Source organism: Leclercia sp. W6, assembly GCF_003336345.1.
GTDB lineage: Bacteria > Pseudomonadota > Gammaproteobacteria > Enterobacterales > Enterobacteriaceae > Enterobacter.
The window spans coordinates 4069670-4086428 of sequence record NZ_CP031104.1 but is presented as its reverse complement, the minus strand read 5'-3'; the positions used below and the strand labels follow the sequence as shown (position 1 = coordinate 4086428).

Annotated in this window: 17 protein-coding genes; 10 read left to right on the top strand and 7 right to left on the bottom strand. The window is 56.8% G+C overall.

Annotated features, from left to right (window positions below; genetic code table 11):
* The first annotated feature begins 2 nt into the window (after positions 1 to 2).
* Together DVA43_RS19925 and DVA43_RS19920 are read left to right on the top strand one after the other, a co-directional pair.
* Entirely contained in the window at positions 3 to 221 is a 219-nt protein-coding gene (locus DVA43_RS19925; RefSeq protein ID WP_103824833.1) for a YheU family protein, read from the top strand.
* A gap of 30 nt (positions 222 to 251) precedes the next feature.
* Entirely contained in the window at positions 252 to 1121 is an 870-nt protein-coding gene (locus tag DVA43_RS19920; protein ID WP_103824832.1) for a phosphoribulokinase, read from the top strand.
* Between the two features lie 90 nt (positions 1122 to 1211).
* On the opposite strand, the gene DVA43_RS19915 is transcribed toward DVA43_RS19920, so the two are convergent.
* The gene (locus DVA43_RS19915; RefSeq protein WP_103824831.1) at positions 1212 to 1616 is read right to left on the bottom strand and encodes an OsmC family protein; all 405 of its coding nucleotides are present in this window, start codon (positions 1614 to 1616) and stop codon (positions 1212 to 1214) included.
* A gap of 309 nt (positions 1617 to 1925) precedes the next feature.
* Here DVA43_RS19915 and crp point away from each other — a divergent pair, with 309 nt between their 5' ends.
* Positions 1926 to 2558: a cAMP-activated global transcriptional regulator CRP gene (gene crp, locus DVA43_RS19910; protein WP_000242758.1), complete on the top strand. Its 633-nt coding sequence runs from the start codon at positions 1926 to 1928 to the stop codon at positions 2556 to 2558.
* Positions 2559 to 2615: 57 nt separating this feature from the next.
* Positions 2616 to 4703 carry a YccS/YhfK family putative transporter gene (locus DVA43_RS19905; RefSeq protein WP_114316537.1) on the top strand — a complete coding sequence of 696 codons (2088 nt, stop codon included), beginning with the start codon at positions 2616 to 2618 and terminating at the stop codon, positions 4701 to 4703.
* Positions 4704 to 4782: 79 nt separating this feature from the next.
* Here DVA43_RS19905 and DVA43_RS19900 read toward each other — a convergent pair whose 3' ends face one another.
* The 5 genes from DVA43_RS19900 to ppiA form a co-directional block, all read right to left on the bottom strand.
* A complete protein-coding gene (locus tag DVA43_RS19900) occupies positions 4783 to 6003 on the bottom strand; it encodes an aspartate aminotransferase family protein (RefSeq protein WP_114316536.1) in 1221 nt (406 codons plus the stop codon).
* Between the two features lie 87 nt (positions 6004 to 6090).
* Complete coding sequence (gene pabA / locus DVA43_RS19895) at positions 6091 to 6654, bottom strand: aminodeoxychorismate synthase component 2 (protein ID WP_114316535.1); 564 nt, start codon at positions 6652 to 6654, stop codon at positions 6091 to 6093.
* Positions 6655 to 6684: 30 nt separating this feature from the next.
* On the bottom strand, positions 6685 to 7287 hold the full coding sequence (locus DVA43_RS19890) for a putative adenosine monophosphate-protein transferase Fic (RefSeq protein ID WP_114316534.1): 603 nt from the start codon (positions 7285 to 7287) through the stop codon (positions 6685 to 6687).
* A complete protein-coding gene (locus tag DVA43_RS19885) occupies positions 7277 to 7444 on the bottom strand; it encodes a YhfG family protein (protein WP_103177289.1) in 168 nt (55 codons plus the stop codon). The genes DVA43_RS19890 and DVA43_RS19885 overlap by 11 nt, the downstream gene beginning before the upstream one ends.
* A gap of 108 nt (positions 7445 to 7552) precedes the next feature.
* A complete protein-coding gene (ppiA, locus tag DVA43_RS19880; protein ID WP_103824826.1) occupies positions 7553 to 8125 on the bottom strand; it encodes a peptidylprolyl isomerase A in 573 nt (190 codons plus the stop codon).
* Positions 8126 to 8403: 278 nt separating this feature from the next.
* Between ppiA and tsgA the strand changes: the two genes are divergently transcribed.
* Complete coding sequence (tsgA, locus tag DVA43_RS19875; RefSeq protein WP_114316533.1) at positions 8404 to 9588, top strand: MFS transporter TsgA; 1185 nt, start codon at positions 8404 to 8406, stop codon at positions 9586 to 9588.
* A gap of 3 nt (positions 9589 to 9591) precedes the next feature.
* On the opposite strand, the gene DVA43_RS19870 is transcribed toward tsgA, so the two are convergent.
* On the bottom strand, positions 9592 to 10908 hold the full coding sequence (locus tag DVA43_RS19870) for a cytosine deaminase (RefSeq protein ID WP_114316532.1): 1317 nt from the start codon (positions 10906 to 10908) through the stop codon (positions 9592 to 9594).
* 240 nt (positions 10909 to 11148) lie between these two features.
* Here DVA43_RS19870 and nirB point away from each other — a divergent pair, with 240 nt between their 5' ends.
* The 5 genes from nirB (at position 11149) to DVA43_RS19845 (ending at position 16674) form a co-directional block, all read left to right on the top strand.
* Positions 11149 to 13692: a nitrite reductase large subunit NirB gene (nirB, locus tag DVA43_RS19865; protein ID WP_114316531.1), complete on the top strand. Its 2544-nt coding sequence runs from the start codon at positions 11149 to 11151 to the stop codon at positions 13690 to 13692.
* Positions 13689 to 14015 carry a nitrite reductase small subunit NirD gene (gene nirD / locus DVA43_RS19860; protein WP_114316530.1) on the top strand — a complete coding sequence of 109 codons (327 nt, stop codon included), beginning with the start codon at positions 13689 to 13691 and terminating at the stop codon, positions 14013 to 14015. The genes nirB and nirD overlap by 4 nt, the downstream gene beginning before the upstream one ends.
* Positions 14016 to 14174: 159 nt before the next feature.
* Positions 14175 to 14984 (top strand): nitrite transporter NirC, encoded by an 810-nt coding sequence (gene nirC, locus DVA43_RS19855; protein ID WP_114317174.1) that lies wholly within the window; start codon positions 14175 to 14177, stop codon positions 14982 to 14984.
* Between the two features lie 11 nt (positions 14985 to 14995).
* Complete coding sequence (cysG, locus tag DVA43_RS19850) at positions 14996 to 16369, top strand: siroheme synthase CysG (RefSeq protein ID WP_114316529.1); 1374 nt, start codon at positions 14996 to 14998, stop codon at positions 16367 to 16369.
* Positions 16370 to 16503: 134 nt separating this feature from the next.
* A complete protein-coding gene (locus tag DVA43_RS19845) occupies positions 16504 to 16674 on the top strand; it encodes a YhfL family protein (RefSeq protein WP_032614785.1) in 171 nt (56 codons plus the stop codon).
* Positions 16675 to 16759: the final 85 nt, after the last annotated feature.

The window sequence follows — 16759 nt, the reverse complement described above, 5'->3', positions numbered from 1 at the left end:
ACATGATTATTCCCTGGCAAGATCTGGCTCCCGAAACGCTGGATAATCTGATTGAAAGTTTTGTGTTACGCGAAGGCACCGATTATGGTGAAGAGGAACGTTCGCTTGAGCAGAAGGTCGCTGACGTCAGGCGCCAGCTGCAAAGCGGTGAGGTGCTGGTCGTATGGTCCGAGCTGCACGAAACCGTCAACATCATGCCTCGCAATCAATTTCGCGGTTAACCGCGACATCTTTCCACTCAGGGAGTTGCTATGTCCGCCAGACATCCGGTTATCGCCGTCACAGGATCGAGTGGTGCGGGTACCACCACCACCAGCCTCGCCTTTCGTAAGATCTTCTCGCAACTGCATCTGCGTGCCGCGGAAGTGGAAGGCGACAGCTTTCACCGCTACACCCGCCCTGAGATGGATATGGCCATCCGCAAGGCCCGTGATTTAGGCAAACATATCAGCTACTTTGGCCCCGATGCTAACGACTTTGGCCTGCTGGAGCAGACCTTTGCAGAGTACGGTCGAAGCGGCACTGGCCAGTCGCGCAAATACCTGCATACCTATGACGAGGCGGTACCCTGGAACCAGGTTCCGGGCACTTTCACTCCCTGGCAGCCGCTGCCAGAACCCACGGATGTGCTGTTTTATGAAGGTCTGCACGGCGGGGTCGTTACGCCGCACCATGACGTGGCGCGCCATGTCGATCTGCTGGTGGGCGTCGTACCCATTGTAAACCTGGAGTGGATCCAGAAGCTGACGCGGGATACCAGCGAGCGCGGCCATTCCCGCGAGGCGGTGATGGATTCGGTGGTTCGCTCCATGGAGGATTACATCAACTTCCTGACGCCGCAGTTTTCCCGCACCCATATTAACTTCCAGCGCGTCCCGACCGTGGACACCTCTAACCCCTTTGCCGCTAAAGGCATCCCGTCGCTGGATGAGAGCTTTGTGGTGATCCATTTCCGCAATCTGGACAATATCGATTACCCCTGGCTGCTGGCGATGCTGCAGGGTTCGTTTATTTCACACATCAATACGCTGGTGGTGCCGGGCGGGAAGATGGGGCTGGCGATGGAGTTAATCATGACGCCGCTGGTGCAGCGGTTAATGGAAGGGAAGAAGATCGATTGAGGCGTGTTGCCCGGTGGCGCTACGCTTACCGGGCCTACAAGGTTCTGTAGGCCGGGCAAACGAAGTGCCGCCCGGCGTTTGATCCAGGACTTACGCCTCGATCACTTCATACGAATGGGTAATATTGACCGCTTTCTCCAGCATCAGCGCCACGGAGCAGTACTTCTCCGCAGAGAGATCCACCGCGCGGGATACCGCAGCATCTTTCAGCGCTTTGCCGGTCACCACGAAATGCAGGTTGATATGGGTGAAGAGACGCGGCGCTTCATCCCGACGCTCTGAGGTCAGTTTCACTTCGCAGTCGGTCACATCGTGACGCCCTTTTTGCAGAATCGATACCACGTCGATAGCGCTGCATCCTCCCGCCGCCATCAGAACCACTTCCATCGGGCTGGGTGCTTTATCACCGGAGTTGCCATCCATCAGAATCTGGTGCCCCGACGCGGACTCACCGAGAAACGTTAAACCTTCAACCCATTTCACACGTGCTTGCATTTTAACTCACTCCAGGATTGCATTTTTCTTGTCAGATTACGCGCCAGTAACAATTCTGGCAACGGAAGTCGACCTGCATCAAGCTGAAGCGAGACACCAGGAGACACGCGGCAAAAGCTATGCTAAAACAGTCGAGATGCTACAGTAATACATTGACGTTGCACATGTATGCAGAGGACATCACACATTACAGGCTGCTAATCAGTGTGACAGCCAGACCCCAGGCAGGGGAAAGAATACGATTGCAACCCCAGAGTACAGGTACAGAGCCAGACTCTGGAGCCAGCTTATAACAGAGGATAACAGCGCATGGTGCTTGGCAAACCGCAAACAGACCCGACTCTCGAATGGTTCTTGTCTCATTGCCACATTCATAAGTACCCATCGAAGAGCACGCTGATTCACCAGGGTGAAAAAGCGGAAACGTTGTATTACATCGTCAAAGGCTCAGTGGCAGTGCTGATCAAAGATGAAGAAGGCAAAGAGATGATCCTCTCTTACCTGAATCAGGGAGACTTTATCGGTGAACTGGGCCTGTTTGAAGAAGGTCAGGAGCGTAGCGCCTGGGTCCGTGCGAAAACCGCGTGTGAAGTGGCTGAGATCTCTTATAAAAAGTTCCGCCAGCTGATCCAGGTTAACCCGGATATCCTGATGCGCCTCTCTTCGCAGATGGCTCGCCGTCTGCAGGTTACTTCCGAGAAAGTGGGCAACCTCGCCTTCCTGGACGTAACGGGCCGTATCGCTCAGACGCTGCTGAACCTGGCGAAACAGCCAGACGCCATGACCCACCCGGACGGTATGCAAATTAAAATTACCCGTCAGGAAATTGGTCAGATCGTCGGTTGCTCCCGTGAGACAGTGGGCCGTATTTTGAAAATGCTGGAAGATCAGAATCTGATTTCCGCCCACGGTAAAACCATCGTGGTTTACGGAACACGTTAATTCCGCTCAGACGGCGTGGCATCGCACGATGACACGCCGTTTTTGTCTCTCTCACCCATGTGGCGCAGGCTCATTTACCACCCGGAAGTTAACTACGCACTGCGGCAAACCCTGGTGCTGTGTCTCCCTGTGGCTGTGGGTTTAGTTCTCGGTTACCTGCAATACGGCCTTCTGTTTTCTCTCGTTCCCGCCTGCTGCAACATTGCGGGTCTCGACACGCCCCATAAACGCTTTTTTAAACGCCTGATGATTGGCGGCTGCTTGTTTGCCGGCTGTAGTCTTGCCGTGCAATTGCTGCTGGCGCGCGATATTCCGCTGCCCCTCATTCTGACTGCCCTGGCGATGACGTTAGGGGTCACGGCGGAGATCAGCGCTCTGCACGCCCGCCTGCTGCCCGCCTCGCTGATTGCGGCCATCTTTACCCTCAGTCTGGCGGGAAATATGCCGATCTGGGCGCCGCTGCTGATCTACGCCCTGGGGACACTCTGGTACGGTCTGTTTAACTGGTTCTGGTTCTGGCTGTGGCGGGAGCAGCCGCTGCGTGAATCCCTGAGCGTGCTCTACCGCCAGCTGGCCGATTACTGCGAAGCGAAATACACCCTGCTGACCCAGCATACCGACCCGGAAAAATCACTGCCGCCGCTGCTGGCACGCCAGCAGAAGGTGGTGGACCTGATTAGTCAGTGCTACCAGCAGCTGCATATGCTGGCGGCAAACAGGAATCATGAATACAAACGTCTGCTGCGTACCTTCCAGGTGGGGCTGGATCTGCAGGAGCATATCTCCGTCAGCCTGCATCATCCGCAGGAGGTGCAAAAGCTGGTGGAGCGCAGTCACGCCGAAGCGGTGATCCGCTGGAACGCACAGACCGTCGCCGCCCGGCTACGGGTGTTGGCTGACGACATTCTCTATCATCGCTACCCCACCCGTTTCACTATGGACAAGCAGCTCGGCGCGCTGGAGAAAATCGCCCGCCAGCATCCGGATAACCCGGTGGGCCAGTTCTGCGCCTGGCACTTCAGCCGTATTGCCCGTGTGCTCCGCACTCAGCGCCCGCTCTACCCCCGCGACCTGATGGCAGACAAGCAGAAACGCCTGCCGCTGATCCCCGCCCTGAGAAGCTATCTGTCGCTGAAGTCTGCCGCCCTGCGCAATGCGGCCCGTATCAGCGTGATGCTGAGTATCGCCAGCCTGATGGGGATGGCGCTGCACCTGCCTAAGCCTTACTGGATCTTAATGACCGTGCTGCTGGTGACGCAAAACGGCTACAGCGCCACGCGGGTGCGCATCCTCCACCGGGCGGGCGGCACGATGGCGGGGCTGATTATTGCGGGGATCACCCTGCACTTACACGTCCCGGAAGGCTATACCCTGGCGGGGATGCTGCTGGTGACGCTGGTAAGCTACCTGATCATTCGCAAGAGCTACGGCTGGGCGACCGTGGGCTTTACGCTGACCGCGGTGTACAGCCTGCAACTGATTACGCTCAACGGTGAGCAGTTTATTATCGCCCGGTTGGCCGATACGCTGATTGGCTGCCTGATTGCCTTTGGCGGCATGGTCTGGCTGTGGCCGCAGTGGCAGAGCGGATTGCTGCGGCAGAACGCTCACGACGCGCTGGAGGCCGATCAGGAAGCCATCCGCCTGATCCTCAGCGACGATCCGCAACCCACGCCGCTGGCCTGGCAGCGCATGAAGGTCAATCAGGCGCACAATGCGCTGTTCAACTCCCTCAACCAGGCGATGCAGGAGCCAGGCTTCAATTCGGCATATCTGGCGGATATGAAACTCTGGGTGACGCACAGCCAGTTTATCGTGGAGCATATCAACGCAATGACGACCCTGGCGCGGGAGCATACGATGCTGACGCCAGACCTGGCGCAGCGTTATTTGCAGTCGTGTGAAATCGCCCTCCAGCGCTGTCAGCAGCGTCTGGAGTATGACGAGCCGGGTGAGAGTGGGGACAGCAATATTCTGGAAGCGCCAGAGACCCTGACGCAAGGCCCCATGAGCACGCTGGAACAACATCTGCAGCGCACCCTGGGGCATTTGAACACCATGCACACCATTTCGTCGGTGGCGTGGCGCCAGCGTCCGCATCATGGCATCTGGTTGATACGGCGACTGAAGCGGAGGCCGTACTAGCATTTGCCCGGCGGCGCTACGCTTGCACGGGCCTACGGACTTGTAGGCCGGGTAAGCGCAGCGCCACCCGGCATCTCACTTATCCCTGAATCACCCGCTTCACCGCCTGCGCAAAGCGGGTCATCCCCTCTTCGATATCCGCGCTTTCCACCAGCAGCGATGGCGCAAAGCGCATCACGTCCGGCCCGGCGTTGAGCACCATCGCCCCTTCACTGGCGGCGGCGTAGAGGAAATCGCGCGCCCGGCCTTTGTATTGCGGCTTCAGTTCGGCGCCAATCAACAGCCCCATGCCACGGATATCGCTGAAGACATCGTACTGCGCATCGATCTGCTGAAGATGCTTCACAAACTGCTCGCGCTTTGTATTGACGCCGCTCAGCACGTCCGGGGTATTGATGATATCGAACGCCGCCCCGGCAACCGCGCACGCCAGCGGGTTGCCGCCGTAGGTCGAGCCGTGAGAGCCCACGTGGAATGCCGAGGCGATATCCTGGGTGGTGAGAACCGCGCTCACCGGGAAGCCGCCGCCGAGCGCTTTAGCGCTGGTCAGGATGTCCGGCGTCACGCCATAGTGCATGTAGGCAAACAGATCCCCGGTACGGCCCATGCCGCTCTGCACTTCGTCAAAGACCAGCAGGGCCTGGTGCTGATCGCACAGATCGCGCAGCCCCTGCAGGAATTCTGGCGTTGCCGCCATCACGCCGCCTTCACCCTGGATCGGCTCAACTACCACCGCGCAGGTGTGATCGTCCATCACCGCTTTTACCGCATGCAGATCGTTAAACGGCACGTGGATGATGTCGGCCGGTTTCGGGCCAAAACCATCGGAATATTTTGGCTGACCGCCCACGGTTACGGTAAACAGCGAACGGCCATGAAACGCATTGTGGAAGGCGATAATTTTGGTTTTAAACGGGCTGTGGCGGGTGGAGGCGTAATAGCGGGCCAGCTTAAAAGCGGTTTCGTTGGCTTCGGTGCCGGAGTTCATAAACAGCACACGCTCGGCAAAGGTGGCGTCGATGATTTTGCGGCCCAGGCGCAGCGCCGGTTCGTTGGTGAAAACGTTGCTGGTGTGCCACAGGGTTTCGCCCTGAGTTTTGAGCGCCTCGACCAGCGCCGGGTGGCAGTGACCTAACGCCGTCACCGCAATGCCGCCCGCAAAATCAATGTACTCTTTGCCCTGTTGATCCCAGACGCGACTGCCTTTCCCCTTCACCGGGATAAACTCAGCCGGTGCATAAATTGGCAGTATCACTTCATCGAATGTTGCGCGCGTAATTGCAGATTGTTCAGTTGCCATGTAACCCCACCCTTTTTTAAGCAAAAAGCAGAAGTGAAAATATAATCACGAAATATGCTTAAAAAATCACTTCATGGCAACTAAAAATCAACGATTGAGGAAATTAGCCAGCAGCTGGTGGCCCTGTTCGCTGAGAATGCTTTCAGGGTGGAACTGCACCCCTTCCAAATCCCATTCACGGTGACGGATACCCATGATCTCCTGCGTTTCGCTCCAGGCGGTCACCTCAAAGCAGTCGGGTAAGGTGGGCGGATCGATGATAAGGGAGTGATAGCGGGTGACGGTAAGGGGGTTATTAAGACCGCAGAACACCCCGGCGCCGTTGTGCGTCACCGGGGAGGTTTTGCCGTGCATCACTTTCGCCGCCCGCACAATGGTGGCACCAAAGACCTGGGCGATGGCCTGATGCCCGAGGCAGACGCCCAGAATCGGCACTTTACCGGCATAGCGCTGGATCACCGCCAGCGAGATGCCGGACTCATCCGGGGTGCAGGGGCCGGGGGAGATAACGATTTTTTGCGGATTGAGCGCAGCGACATCCTCCAGAGAGAGTGCGTCGTTGCGCCGGACCACCACCTCCGCCCCCAGCTCGCAAAAATACTGGTAGAGGTTCCAGGTGAAGGAATCGTAGTTATCAATCAGCAGAATCATGGCGGCTCCTGAAAAAATGGCCGCCCTATTCTACTCAGTTTCCCCGGCTTCGCTTACCACTTTACTGAAGATTGCGTTCAACGCGCTCAGATCCCCCATCGCACCGCTCTGGTTGGCCTGCGCCCACTCTTCCGGGTCTATACCGCGCCAGTCAAGCTGATAGCCCGCATGGATCGCCAGCTGCTCAAAGAAGATGCGCTGAACAATACCGTTGCCGATGCGGAACGGATGCAGGACGTTGATCTCGCAATAGTAGTGGCTGAGGCGGTTAATGAAGTCCTCTCTTTCCAGCCCGACGAGATAGCCCTCCTCCTCCAGATCCTGCATCAGGGCGTTGCCCTCTTTTTCGATGTAGGCGAAGTGGCAGAAGCGGGTATCGCCCTGGTAAATATCCATCTCGCGAATATCACCCGCCCAGTCGAAGATATCCTGATAGATATGCTGATGAATGGCGCACAGATGCGGCAGGCCGCGCAGCAATGGCCCCAGCCCCAGGGTTGCCGCTCGCAGCGCGGTGAATTCATACGCCGCCTGCGCCAGACGCTCCGCCTGGCGGATGCCCAGCCGATTACGCATGACATTCAGGCCGGGATAGAGATAGGGATCGCGATCGTTGCCGTATTTATCGCTCATACTGCCTCCTGAGCTCCTCAAGACGCAGTTCTGCCTCGTCGGCATTGAGCGTGACTAATGGACTATCGACGCCTTCAAGACGGCGACTGGCCTGAAAATTCGCGTTTCGCTGTTGTTCCCAAAGACGGGATTTTTGCTTATCAGTGAGTTTTTTCACCTTTTTCCTCCCTGCTTGTGCCCGTGTTGCCACAAGTATAAGCAGCAAACTGCGGTTTCGCAGGGAGGTAAAGGTAACGCGGGCAAAACTAGCCCGCGCCATTACGCATTAAGGCAGGACTTTCGCAGAGAGGATAACTATCGGTTTTGACGGCACATTCTGGTAAGGACCGACGTCGTGCGTCTGTACCTGAGAAATTTTATCGGCCACATCCATGCCTTTCACAACTTTACCAAACACCGCATAGCCAAAATCACGCTGGCCATGGTCGAGGAAGGCGTTATCCGCCACGTTGAGGAAGAACTGACTGGTTGCGCTGTCTTTATCGGCGGTACGGGCCATGGAGATGGTGCCGCGGGTGTTACGCAGGCCGTTATCCGCTTCGTTCTTGATTGGCGGGTTTGGCTGCTTCTGCTGCATCTGCTCGTTGAAGCCGCCGCCCTGCACCATAAAGCCTGGGATCACACGGTGGAACGTGGTGCCGTTATAAAAGCCGCTGTTGACATAATCGAGGAAGTTTTTCACAGAAACGGGAGCTTTCTGGCTGTTCAGTTCCAGCTCAATGTTGCCGGCAGAGGTGGTCAACAGAACGTGCGGGTCTCCTTTCGCTGCCAGCGCAGCAGGAGAGAGGGCTGAAAGAGCGAGTACAGCCGCGACAGCCGCCAGGGTTGATTTGAGCATGAGAATTCCTTAACAAAGCGCAGTAAAGAAAGCGAATGGCTTGATTCTAAAGAGCAGTATGAACGTAGGCCAGCCCTTTACCTAATTTTACCTATTTGAAACAGATGTAACCGCCCGGCAAAGTCATGCCAGCGACCTTAACGTGATTAATATCACCCTTTTTTATGCAATGAATGATTAATTTGTCCTAAAATATTTAATTAGATCACATTCACGATTAAAATCTGGCCGCTCGCAGCGCCGTCAATGCGCTTTACACTTCTATTCACAGGCCAGTCATGACTAACAGCAATCGTATCAAGCTCACATGGATCAGCTTCTTCTCCTACGCCCTCACCGGTGCGTTGGTAATTGTCACCGGGATGGTGATGGGAAATATCGCAGACTATTTCAACCTGCCCGTTTCCAGCATGAGTAACACCTTCACCTTTCTTAACGCCGGGATCCTGATCTCCATTTTTCTCAATGCCTGGCTGATGGAAATCGTCCCGCTGAAAACGCAGCTGCGTTTTGGCTTTGTGTTGATGGTCCTTGCCGTGGCGGGTCTGATGCTCAGCCACAGCATCGCATTGTTCTCCGCCGCCATGTTTGTGCTGGGTCTGGTCAGCGGCATCACCATGTCCATCGGGACATTCCTCATCACCCACATGTATGAAGGCCGCCAGCGCGGCGCGCGACTGCTCTTCACCGACTCCTTCTTCAGCATGGCAGGGATGATCTTCCCGATTGTGGCCGCCGCGCTGCTGGCCCGCAGCATTGAGTGGTACTGGGTCTACGCCTGCATTGGTCTGGTCTATGTGGCGATCTTTATTCTGACCTTCGGCTGTGACTTCCCGGTTTTGGGCAAAAAAGCGCAGACCACCAGCGAGCCGGTGGTAAAAGAAAAATGGGGGATTGGCGTCCTGTTCCTCTCTGTCGCCGCCCTCTGCTACATCCTGGGCCAGTTGGGCTTTATCTCCTGGGTACCGGAGTATGCCAAAGGTCTGGGGATGAGCCTGAACGATGCCGGTAAGCTGGTGAGTGACTTCTGGATGTCGTACATGTTCGGCATGTGGGCGTTCAGCTTTATCCTGCGCTTCTTTGACCTGCAGCGGATCCTTACCGTGCTGGCGGGCGTCGCCACCGTGCTGATGTACCTCTTTATCAACGGCTCCCCGGAGCAGATGCCGTGGTTTATCCTGACGCTCGGCTTCTTCTCCAGCGCCATTTACACCTCGATCATCACTCTGGGCTCCCTGCAGACCAAAGTGGCCTCGCCGAAGCTGGTTAACTTCGTGCTGACCTGCGGCACCATCGGCACTATGCTGACCTTCGTGGTGACCGGCCCGATTGTAGCGCACAAGGGCCCGCTGGCAGCATTACACACCGCCAATGGTCTTTATGCCGTGGTATTTGTGATGTGCCTGGTGCTGGGCTTCGTCACCCGCCACCGCCAGCATAACGCGGCGGCAGCGACGCACTAATCCTTATGCCCCTTTGCGCTCAGTGAAGGGGCTGTTTTTGGTAAAGCATACCTCTTCCCCACCGCTGTCCATCTGCACCCAGGTCTGGGCTAACTGCGTGGCGGCAATGACCCTGCCCTGACGAATCGACCAGCGCACCGGCACCTGGCAACGCACCGCCTCAAAGCCACTTTCCGCGGGCAGAATCACCAGATTCGCCGGATTCCCCGTCTCAATACCGTAATCGCTCAGCCCAAACGTTCTGGCGCTGTTATGGGTGATCAGGTTAAGTCCGCTATCGATTTGCTGATACCCCATCATCTGACAGACATGCAGCCCCATATGCAGAACCTGCAACATATTGCCGGTGCCCAGCGGATACCACGGATCAAATACGTCGTCATGACCGAAGCAGACGTTGACGTCCGCCTCAAGCAGCTCCTTCACGCGGGTAATGCCGCGCCGCTTCGGATAATCATCAAAGCGCCCCTGGAGATGGATATTCACCAGCGGATTGGCCACAAAGTTAATCCCGGAGAGCTTCAGCAGGCGGAACAGCCGCGAAGTGTAAGCCCCGTTGTAAGAGTGCATGGCGGTGGTGTGGCTGGCAGTGACGCGCGGGCCGATCCCGGCCTCATACGCCAGCGTCGCCACCGTTTCGACAAACCGTGACTGTTCATCGTCGATCTCATCGCAGTGAATATCCAGCGGCCGGTCGTACTTCTTCGCCAGTTCAAAGGCGATATGCAGGGACTGCACGCCATACTCCCGGGTGAATTCGAAGTGCGGGATGGCGCCCACCACATCCGCCCCCAGCTTTAAGGCCTCTTCCAGCAGCGCCGCGCCATTCGGGTAAGAGAGAATCCCTTCCTGCGGGAAGGCCACAATCTGCAGCGTCACCCACGGGGCGACCTCCTGCTTCACCTCCAGCATCGCTTTCAGGGCGGTCAGCGTCGGGTCGGAGACATCCACATGGGTGCGCACAAACTGGATGCCGTTGGCGATCTGCCACTTCAGGGTTTTCCAGGCCCGGGCTTTAACATCCTCATGGCTGAGTAGCGCCTTACGCTCTGCCCAACGCTCTATGCCTTCAAACAGCGTCCCGGACTGGTTCCAGTTCGGCTCACCTGCGGTCTGGGTGGTATCCAGGTGGATATGCGGTTCGATAAAAGGCGGGATGGCTAACCCTCCGCGGGCATTCAACACTTCATAGCTCTCATCCTGCTTTTCGCCCGTCGGGGTGATTTCGCCAAAACGACCGTTCTCAATAGCCAGTTGCCAAAAGCCGTCACGGCCAGGTAAACGGACGTTCTGAATAAGCCAAAGCGGTGCTGTAGACATCATATTCTCCCTAAGATGGGGGCTGAAATTCAGGAGTAGCTGAAATTAAAAATTAGCCTCCTGATTTGTACACATAATCATCGATTATGAAAAGCCTGCGATTTCCACGACTTATAAAAAACCTGACAAATCAGTCATCTACCCACTAAGGAGTAGTTGAAGGCGTATTTGATTTGCATCAATAAGCGCCGTTGCTGAATCGTTAAGGTAGGCAGTAATAGAAAAGAAATCGAGGCAAAAATGAGCAAAGTCAGACTCGCTATTATCGGTAACGGCATGGTCGGTCACCGCTTTATTGAGGATCTTCTCGATAAAGCCGATGCCGCCCAGTTCGACATTACCGTGTTCTGTGAAGAACCCCGTAAGGCGTACGACCGCGTGCACCTCTCCTCCTATTTCTCTCACCACACCGCCGAGGAGCTCTCTCTGGTGCGCGAAGGTTTTTACGAGAAACATGGCGTGAAGGTGCTGGTGGGCGAGCGCGCTATCACCATCAACCGTCAGGAAAAAGTGATTCATTCCAGTGCGGGACGCACGGTTTTTTACGACAAGCTGATCATGGCGACTGGCTCCTATCCTTGGATCCCGCCGATCAAAGGCTCGGAAACCCAGGACTGCTTCGTCTATCGCACCATTGAAGATCTCAACGCTATCGAATCCTGCGCCCGTCGCAGTAAACGTGGCGCGGTGGTCGGCGGCGGCCTGCTCGGCCTCGAAGCCGCTGGCGCACTGAAGAACTTAGGCGTTGAAACTCACGTCATCGAATTTGCCCCGATGCTGATGGCAGAGCAGCTTGACCACATGGGTGGCGAGCAGCTCAAACGCAAAATTGAGAGCATGGGTGTGAAAGTTCACACCAGCAAAAATACCAAAGAGATCGTGCAGGAAGGTACCGAGGCGCGTAAAACCATGCGCTTCGCCGACGGTAGCGAGCTGGAAGTCGACTTTATTGTCTTCTCTACCGGTATTCGTCCGCGCGACAAGCTGGCCACCCAGTGCGGCCTGGCGGTTGCCCAGCGTGGCGGCATCATGATCAACTCTACCTGCCAGACCTCCGATCCGGATATCTACGCCATCGGCGAGTGCGCCAGCTGGGAAAACCACGTCTACGGTCTGGTCGCCCCTGGCTACAAAATGGCGCAGGTGGCCGTTGACCATATCCTCGGCAATGAAAACGCCTTCGAAGGCGCGGACATGAGCGCCAAGCTGAAACTGCTGGGCGTGGACGTAGGCGGTATCGGCGATGCGCATGGCCGTACGCCAAACTCCCGCAGCTACGTCTATCTCGACGAAAGCAAAGAGGTCTATAAACGTCTTATCGTCAGCGAAGATAACAAAACCTTGCTCGGCGCGGTGCTGGTGGGCGACACCAGCGATTTCGGCAACCTGCTGCAGCTGGTGCTGAACGCTATCGAACTGCCGGAGAACCCGGACGCGCTGATCCTGCCTGCTCATGCGGCCAGCGGCAAACCTTCTATCGGTGTCGATAAGCTGCCCGACAGCGCGCAGATTTGCTCCTGCTTCGATGTCACCAAAGGCATGCTGATTTCTGCCATCAACAAAGGCTGCCACACCGTGGCGGCGCTGAAAGCGGAAACCAAAGCCGGCACCGGCTGCGGCGGCTGTATCCCACTGGTGACCCAGGTGCTCAACGCCGAGCTGGCGAAACAGGGTATCGAAGTGAACAACAACCTGTGCGAGCACTTCGCTTACTCTCGCCAGGAGCTGTACCACCTGATCCGCGTGGAAGGCATTAAATCTTTCGACGAGCTGCTGCAAAAACATGGCCAGGGTTACGGCTGTGAAGTGTGTAAACCGACCGTCGGCTCTCTGCTGGCCTCCTGCTGGAATGAGTATGTGCTCAAACCACAGCACACGCCGCTGCAGGACACTAACGACAACTTCCTGGCGAACATCCAGAAAGACGGTACCTACTCGGTGATCCCACGCTCTGCCGGCGGCGAAATCACCCCGGAAGGGCTGGTGGCGGTGGGCCGCATCGCCCGCGAATTTAACCTCTACACCAAAATCACCGGCTCCCAGCGTATCGGCCTGTTTGGTGCGCAGAAAGATGACCTGCCGGAAATCTGGCGTCAGCTGATAGAAGCGGGCTTCGAAACCGGTCACGCCTATGCCAAAGCGCTGCGTATGGCGAAAACCTGCGTCGGCAGCACCTGGTGCCGTTACGGCGTGGGCGACAGCGTCGGCTTCGGCGTCGAGCTGGAAAACCGCTACAAAGGCATTCGCACCCCGCACAAAATGAAGTTCGGCGTCTCTGGCTGTACCCGTGAATGTGCCGAAGCGCAGGGTAAAGATGTGGGTATCATCGCCACTGAGAAAGGCTGGAACCTGTACGTCTGCGGTAACGGCGGGATGAAACCACGCCATGCAGATCTGCTGGCGGCGGATATCGACCGTGAAACGCTGATCAAATACCTCGACCGCTTCATGATGTTCTACATCCGTACCGCGGACAAACTGACCCGTACCGCGCCGTGGCTGGATAACCTGGAAGGCGGCATCGACTACCTGAAGTCCGTCATCATCGACGACAAGCTCGGCCTGAACGCGACGCTGGAAGAAGAGATGGCTCGCCTGCGCGACGCCGTGATTTGCGAATGGACTGAAACTGTCAACACCCCGTCGGCGCAGGTTCGCTTCAAACACTTTATCAACAGCAACCAGCGCGATCCGAGCGTGCAGGTCGTGCCTGAGCGCGAGCAACATCGCCCGGCAACGCCATATGAACGTATTCCGGTCACGCTGGTGGAGGAAAACGTATGAGCCAGTGGGTCAATATCTGCAATATCGACGAGATCCTGCCTGCCACCGGCGTGTGCGCGCTGTTAGGTCATGAGCAGGTTGCCATTTTCCGTCCGCGTTACGACGAACAGGTTTTTGCCATCAGCAATATCGACCCGTTCTTTGAGGCCAGCGTGCTTTCCCGTGGGATTATCGCTGAGCATCAGGGCGAGCTGTGGGTTGCCAGCCCGCTGAAAAAGCAGCGTTTCCGCCTGAGCGACGGCCACTGTATGGAAGACGAAACCCGCTCCGTGAAGCACTATGACGTTCGCGTGAAGGACGGCAAGGTGCAGCTGCGAGGCTGATTGAAACGGGGGCGCAACGCCCCCGCTATTTGTTTTGATTTTGATTTTGTAGGCCCGGCAAGCGCAGCGCCGCCGGGCAGTTGCCGGATGGCGGAGCAGGCTCCTTATCCGGCCTACAACGTATTTATTTTTTCTTTCATTACTATTCTGGATAATCAAATGTTTACAGACACCATTAATAAGTGTGCGGCTAACGCTGCCCGAATTGCACGCCTCAGTAAAAACAGTCCTCTCGGCTTCTGGATCAGCTCCGCCATGGCGGGCGCCTATGTCGGCCTGGGGATCATTTTAATTTTCACTCTTGGTAACCTCGTCGACCCATCTGTGCGTCCGCTGGTGATGGGCGCCACCTTCGGGATCGCGTTAACCCTGGTTATTATTGCTGGCTCTGAACTGTTCACCGGTCACACCATGTTCCTGACGCTCGGCGTAAAAGCCGGCACCATCACTCAGGGCCAGATGTGGGGCATTCTGCCGCAGACCTGGCTCGGTAACCTGGTGGGCTCGGTGTTTGTCGCGCTGCTGTATAGCTGGGGCGGTGGAAGCCTGCTGCCGGTCGATACCAGCCTCGTGCACACCGTCGCGCTGGCAAAAACTACCGCCCCGGCGATGGTGCTCTTCTTTAAAGGCGCGCTCTGTAACTGGCTGGTTTGCCTGGCTATCTGGATGGCAATCCGTACTGAAGGCGCCGCGAAGTTCATCGCAATCTGGTGGTGTCTGCTGGCCTTTATCGCCTCTGGCTACGAACACTCCATCGCCAACATGACGCTGTTTGCCCTCTCCTGGTTCGGTCACCACAGCGAAGCGTACACCCTGTCAGGTATTGGCCATAACCTGTTGTGGGTAACGCTTGGCAATACCCTTTCCGGGGTTGTATTTATGGGTTGGGGTTACTGGTATGCTACCCCTAAAGCGGAGCGTCCGACTCCTGCAACCATCGCAACCGTTCAGGCGAAAGCCAACCAGTAAGAGGTAATGTCGTGGATCACCTGCCAATATTCTGTCAATTACGAAATCGTAACTGCCTGCTTGTAGGTGGTGGCGATGTGGCTGAACGCAAAGCCCGCCTGCTGTTAGACGCAGGTGCCCGACTTACCGTCAATGCCCTCGACTTCGCCCCGCAATTCACCGTGTGGGCGCAGGAAGGGATGCTCACCCTCGTGGAGGGTGAGTTCAACGAAACGCTGCTCGATACCTGCTGGCTGACCATCGCCGCCACCGACGACGATGCGGTTAACCAGCGCGTCAGCGACGCCTGTGAAGTTCGCCGAATCTTCTGCAACGTGGTGGATGCGCCGAAAGAGGCGAGCTTTATCATGCCGTCGATTATCGACCGCTCGCCGCTGATGGTCGCCGTCTCCTCCGGCGGCACCTCGCCGGTGCTTGCGCGCCTGCTACGCGAAAAGCTGGAGGCCATTCTGCCGCAGCATTTAGGCCAGGTGGCCCACTATGCGGGGCAGCTGCGAAGCCGTGTGAAAAAGCAGTTTGCCACCGTGGGCGAACGCCGTCGTTTCTGGGAAAAATTCTTTGTGAACGACCGGCTGGCGCAGTCGCTGGCGAATCAGGATCACAAGGCCGTGGATGAAACCACCGAGCAACTGATCAATGCCCCGCTCGATCACCGGGGCGAAGTGGTGCTGGTGGGTGCCGGTCCGGGTGATGCCGGCCTGTTAACCCTGAAAGGGCTACAGCAGATCCAGCAGGCGGATATCGTGGTCTATGACCGCCTGGTCTCTGACGACATTATGAACCTGGTGCGCCGGGATGCCGATCGGGTGTTTGTCGGCAAGCGCGCCGGTTATCACTGCGTTCCGCAGGAAGAGATTAACCAGATCCTGCTGCGTGAAGCTCAGAAGGGTAAACGCGTGGTGCGGCTGAAAGGCGGTGATCCCTTTATCTTCGGGCGCGGCGGCGAGGAGCTGGAGACGCTGTGCGAAGCGGGCATTCCCTTCTCGGTGGTGCCGGGCATTACCGCTGCCTCCGGCTGCTCCGCCTATTCCGGCATTCCGCTGACCCATCGCGATTACGCCCAGAGCGTGCGTCTGGTGACCGGCCACCTGAAAACCGGCAGTGAACTGGACTGGCACAATCTGGCCGCAGAGAAACAAACTCTGGTCTTCTATATGGGGCTGAACCAGGCGGCGACGATACAGGCGAAACTGCTGGAACATGGCATGGATGCGGAAATGCCGGTTGCGCTGGTGGAAAACGGCACATCGATTAAACAGCGCGTGGTCAGCGGCGTGTTAACCCAACTGGGCGAGCTGGCGCAGCAGGTTGAAAGCCCGGCGCTGATCGTGGTGGGTCGCGTGGTGGCGCTGCGTGACAAACTCAACTGGTTTTCAAACCACTAGGTCAGGCTGAACATATTCCCCGCTAAATGAGTAGTCCTGTAATGGACTACTCCTCTCCTGACGCTGCCGATAACATACCTTCCGCGAAAGCACATTTTCTATATATTCCCTCAAGTTACAGACAAGGAAGCGTTATGTTCAAACTGGCAAAGATTGCCCTGGTTGCAGGCATCTTAACAACCCTGACGGCGTGCACTGGCCACGTGCAAAACACTAAAAATAACTGCAGCTACGATTACCTGCTCCACCCGGCGATCTCTATTTCCAAGATCATCGGTGGCTGCGGCCCGGCAGCAAATCAGTAATCGTTTCGCAGGCAATAAAAAAACCGGGAAATTCCCGGTTTTTTTATTTCCCGTAGGCCGGGTAAGGCGAAGCCGCCACCCGGCA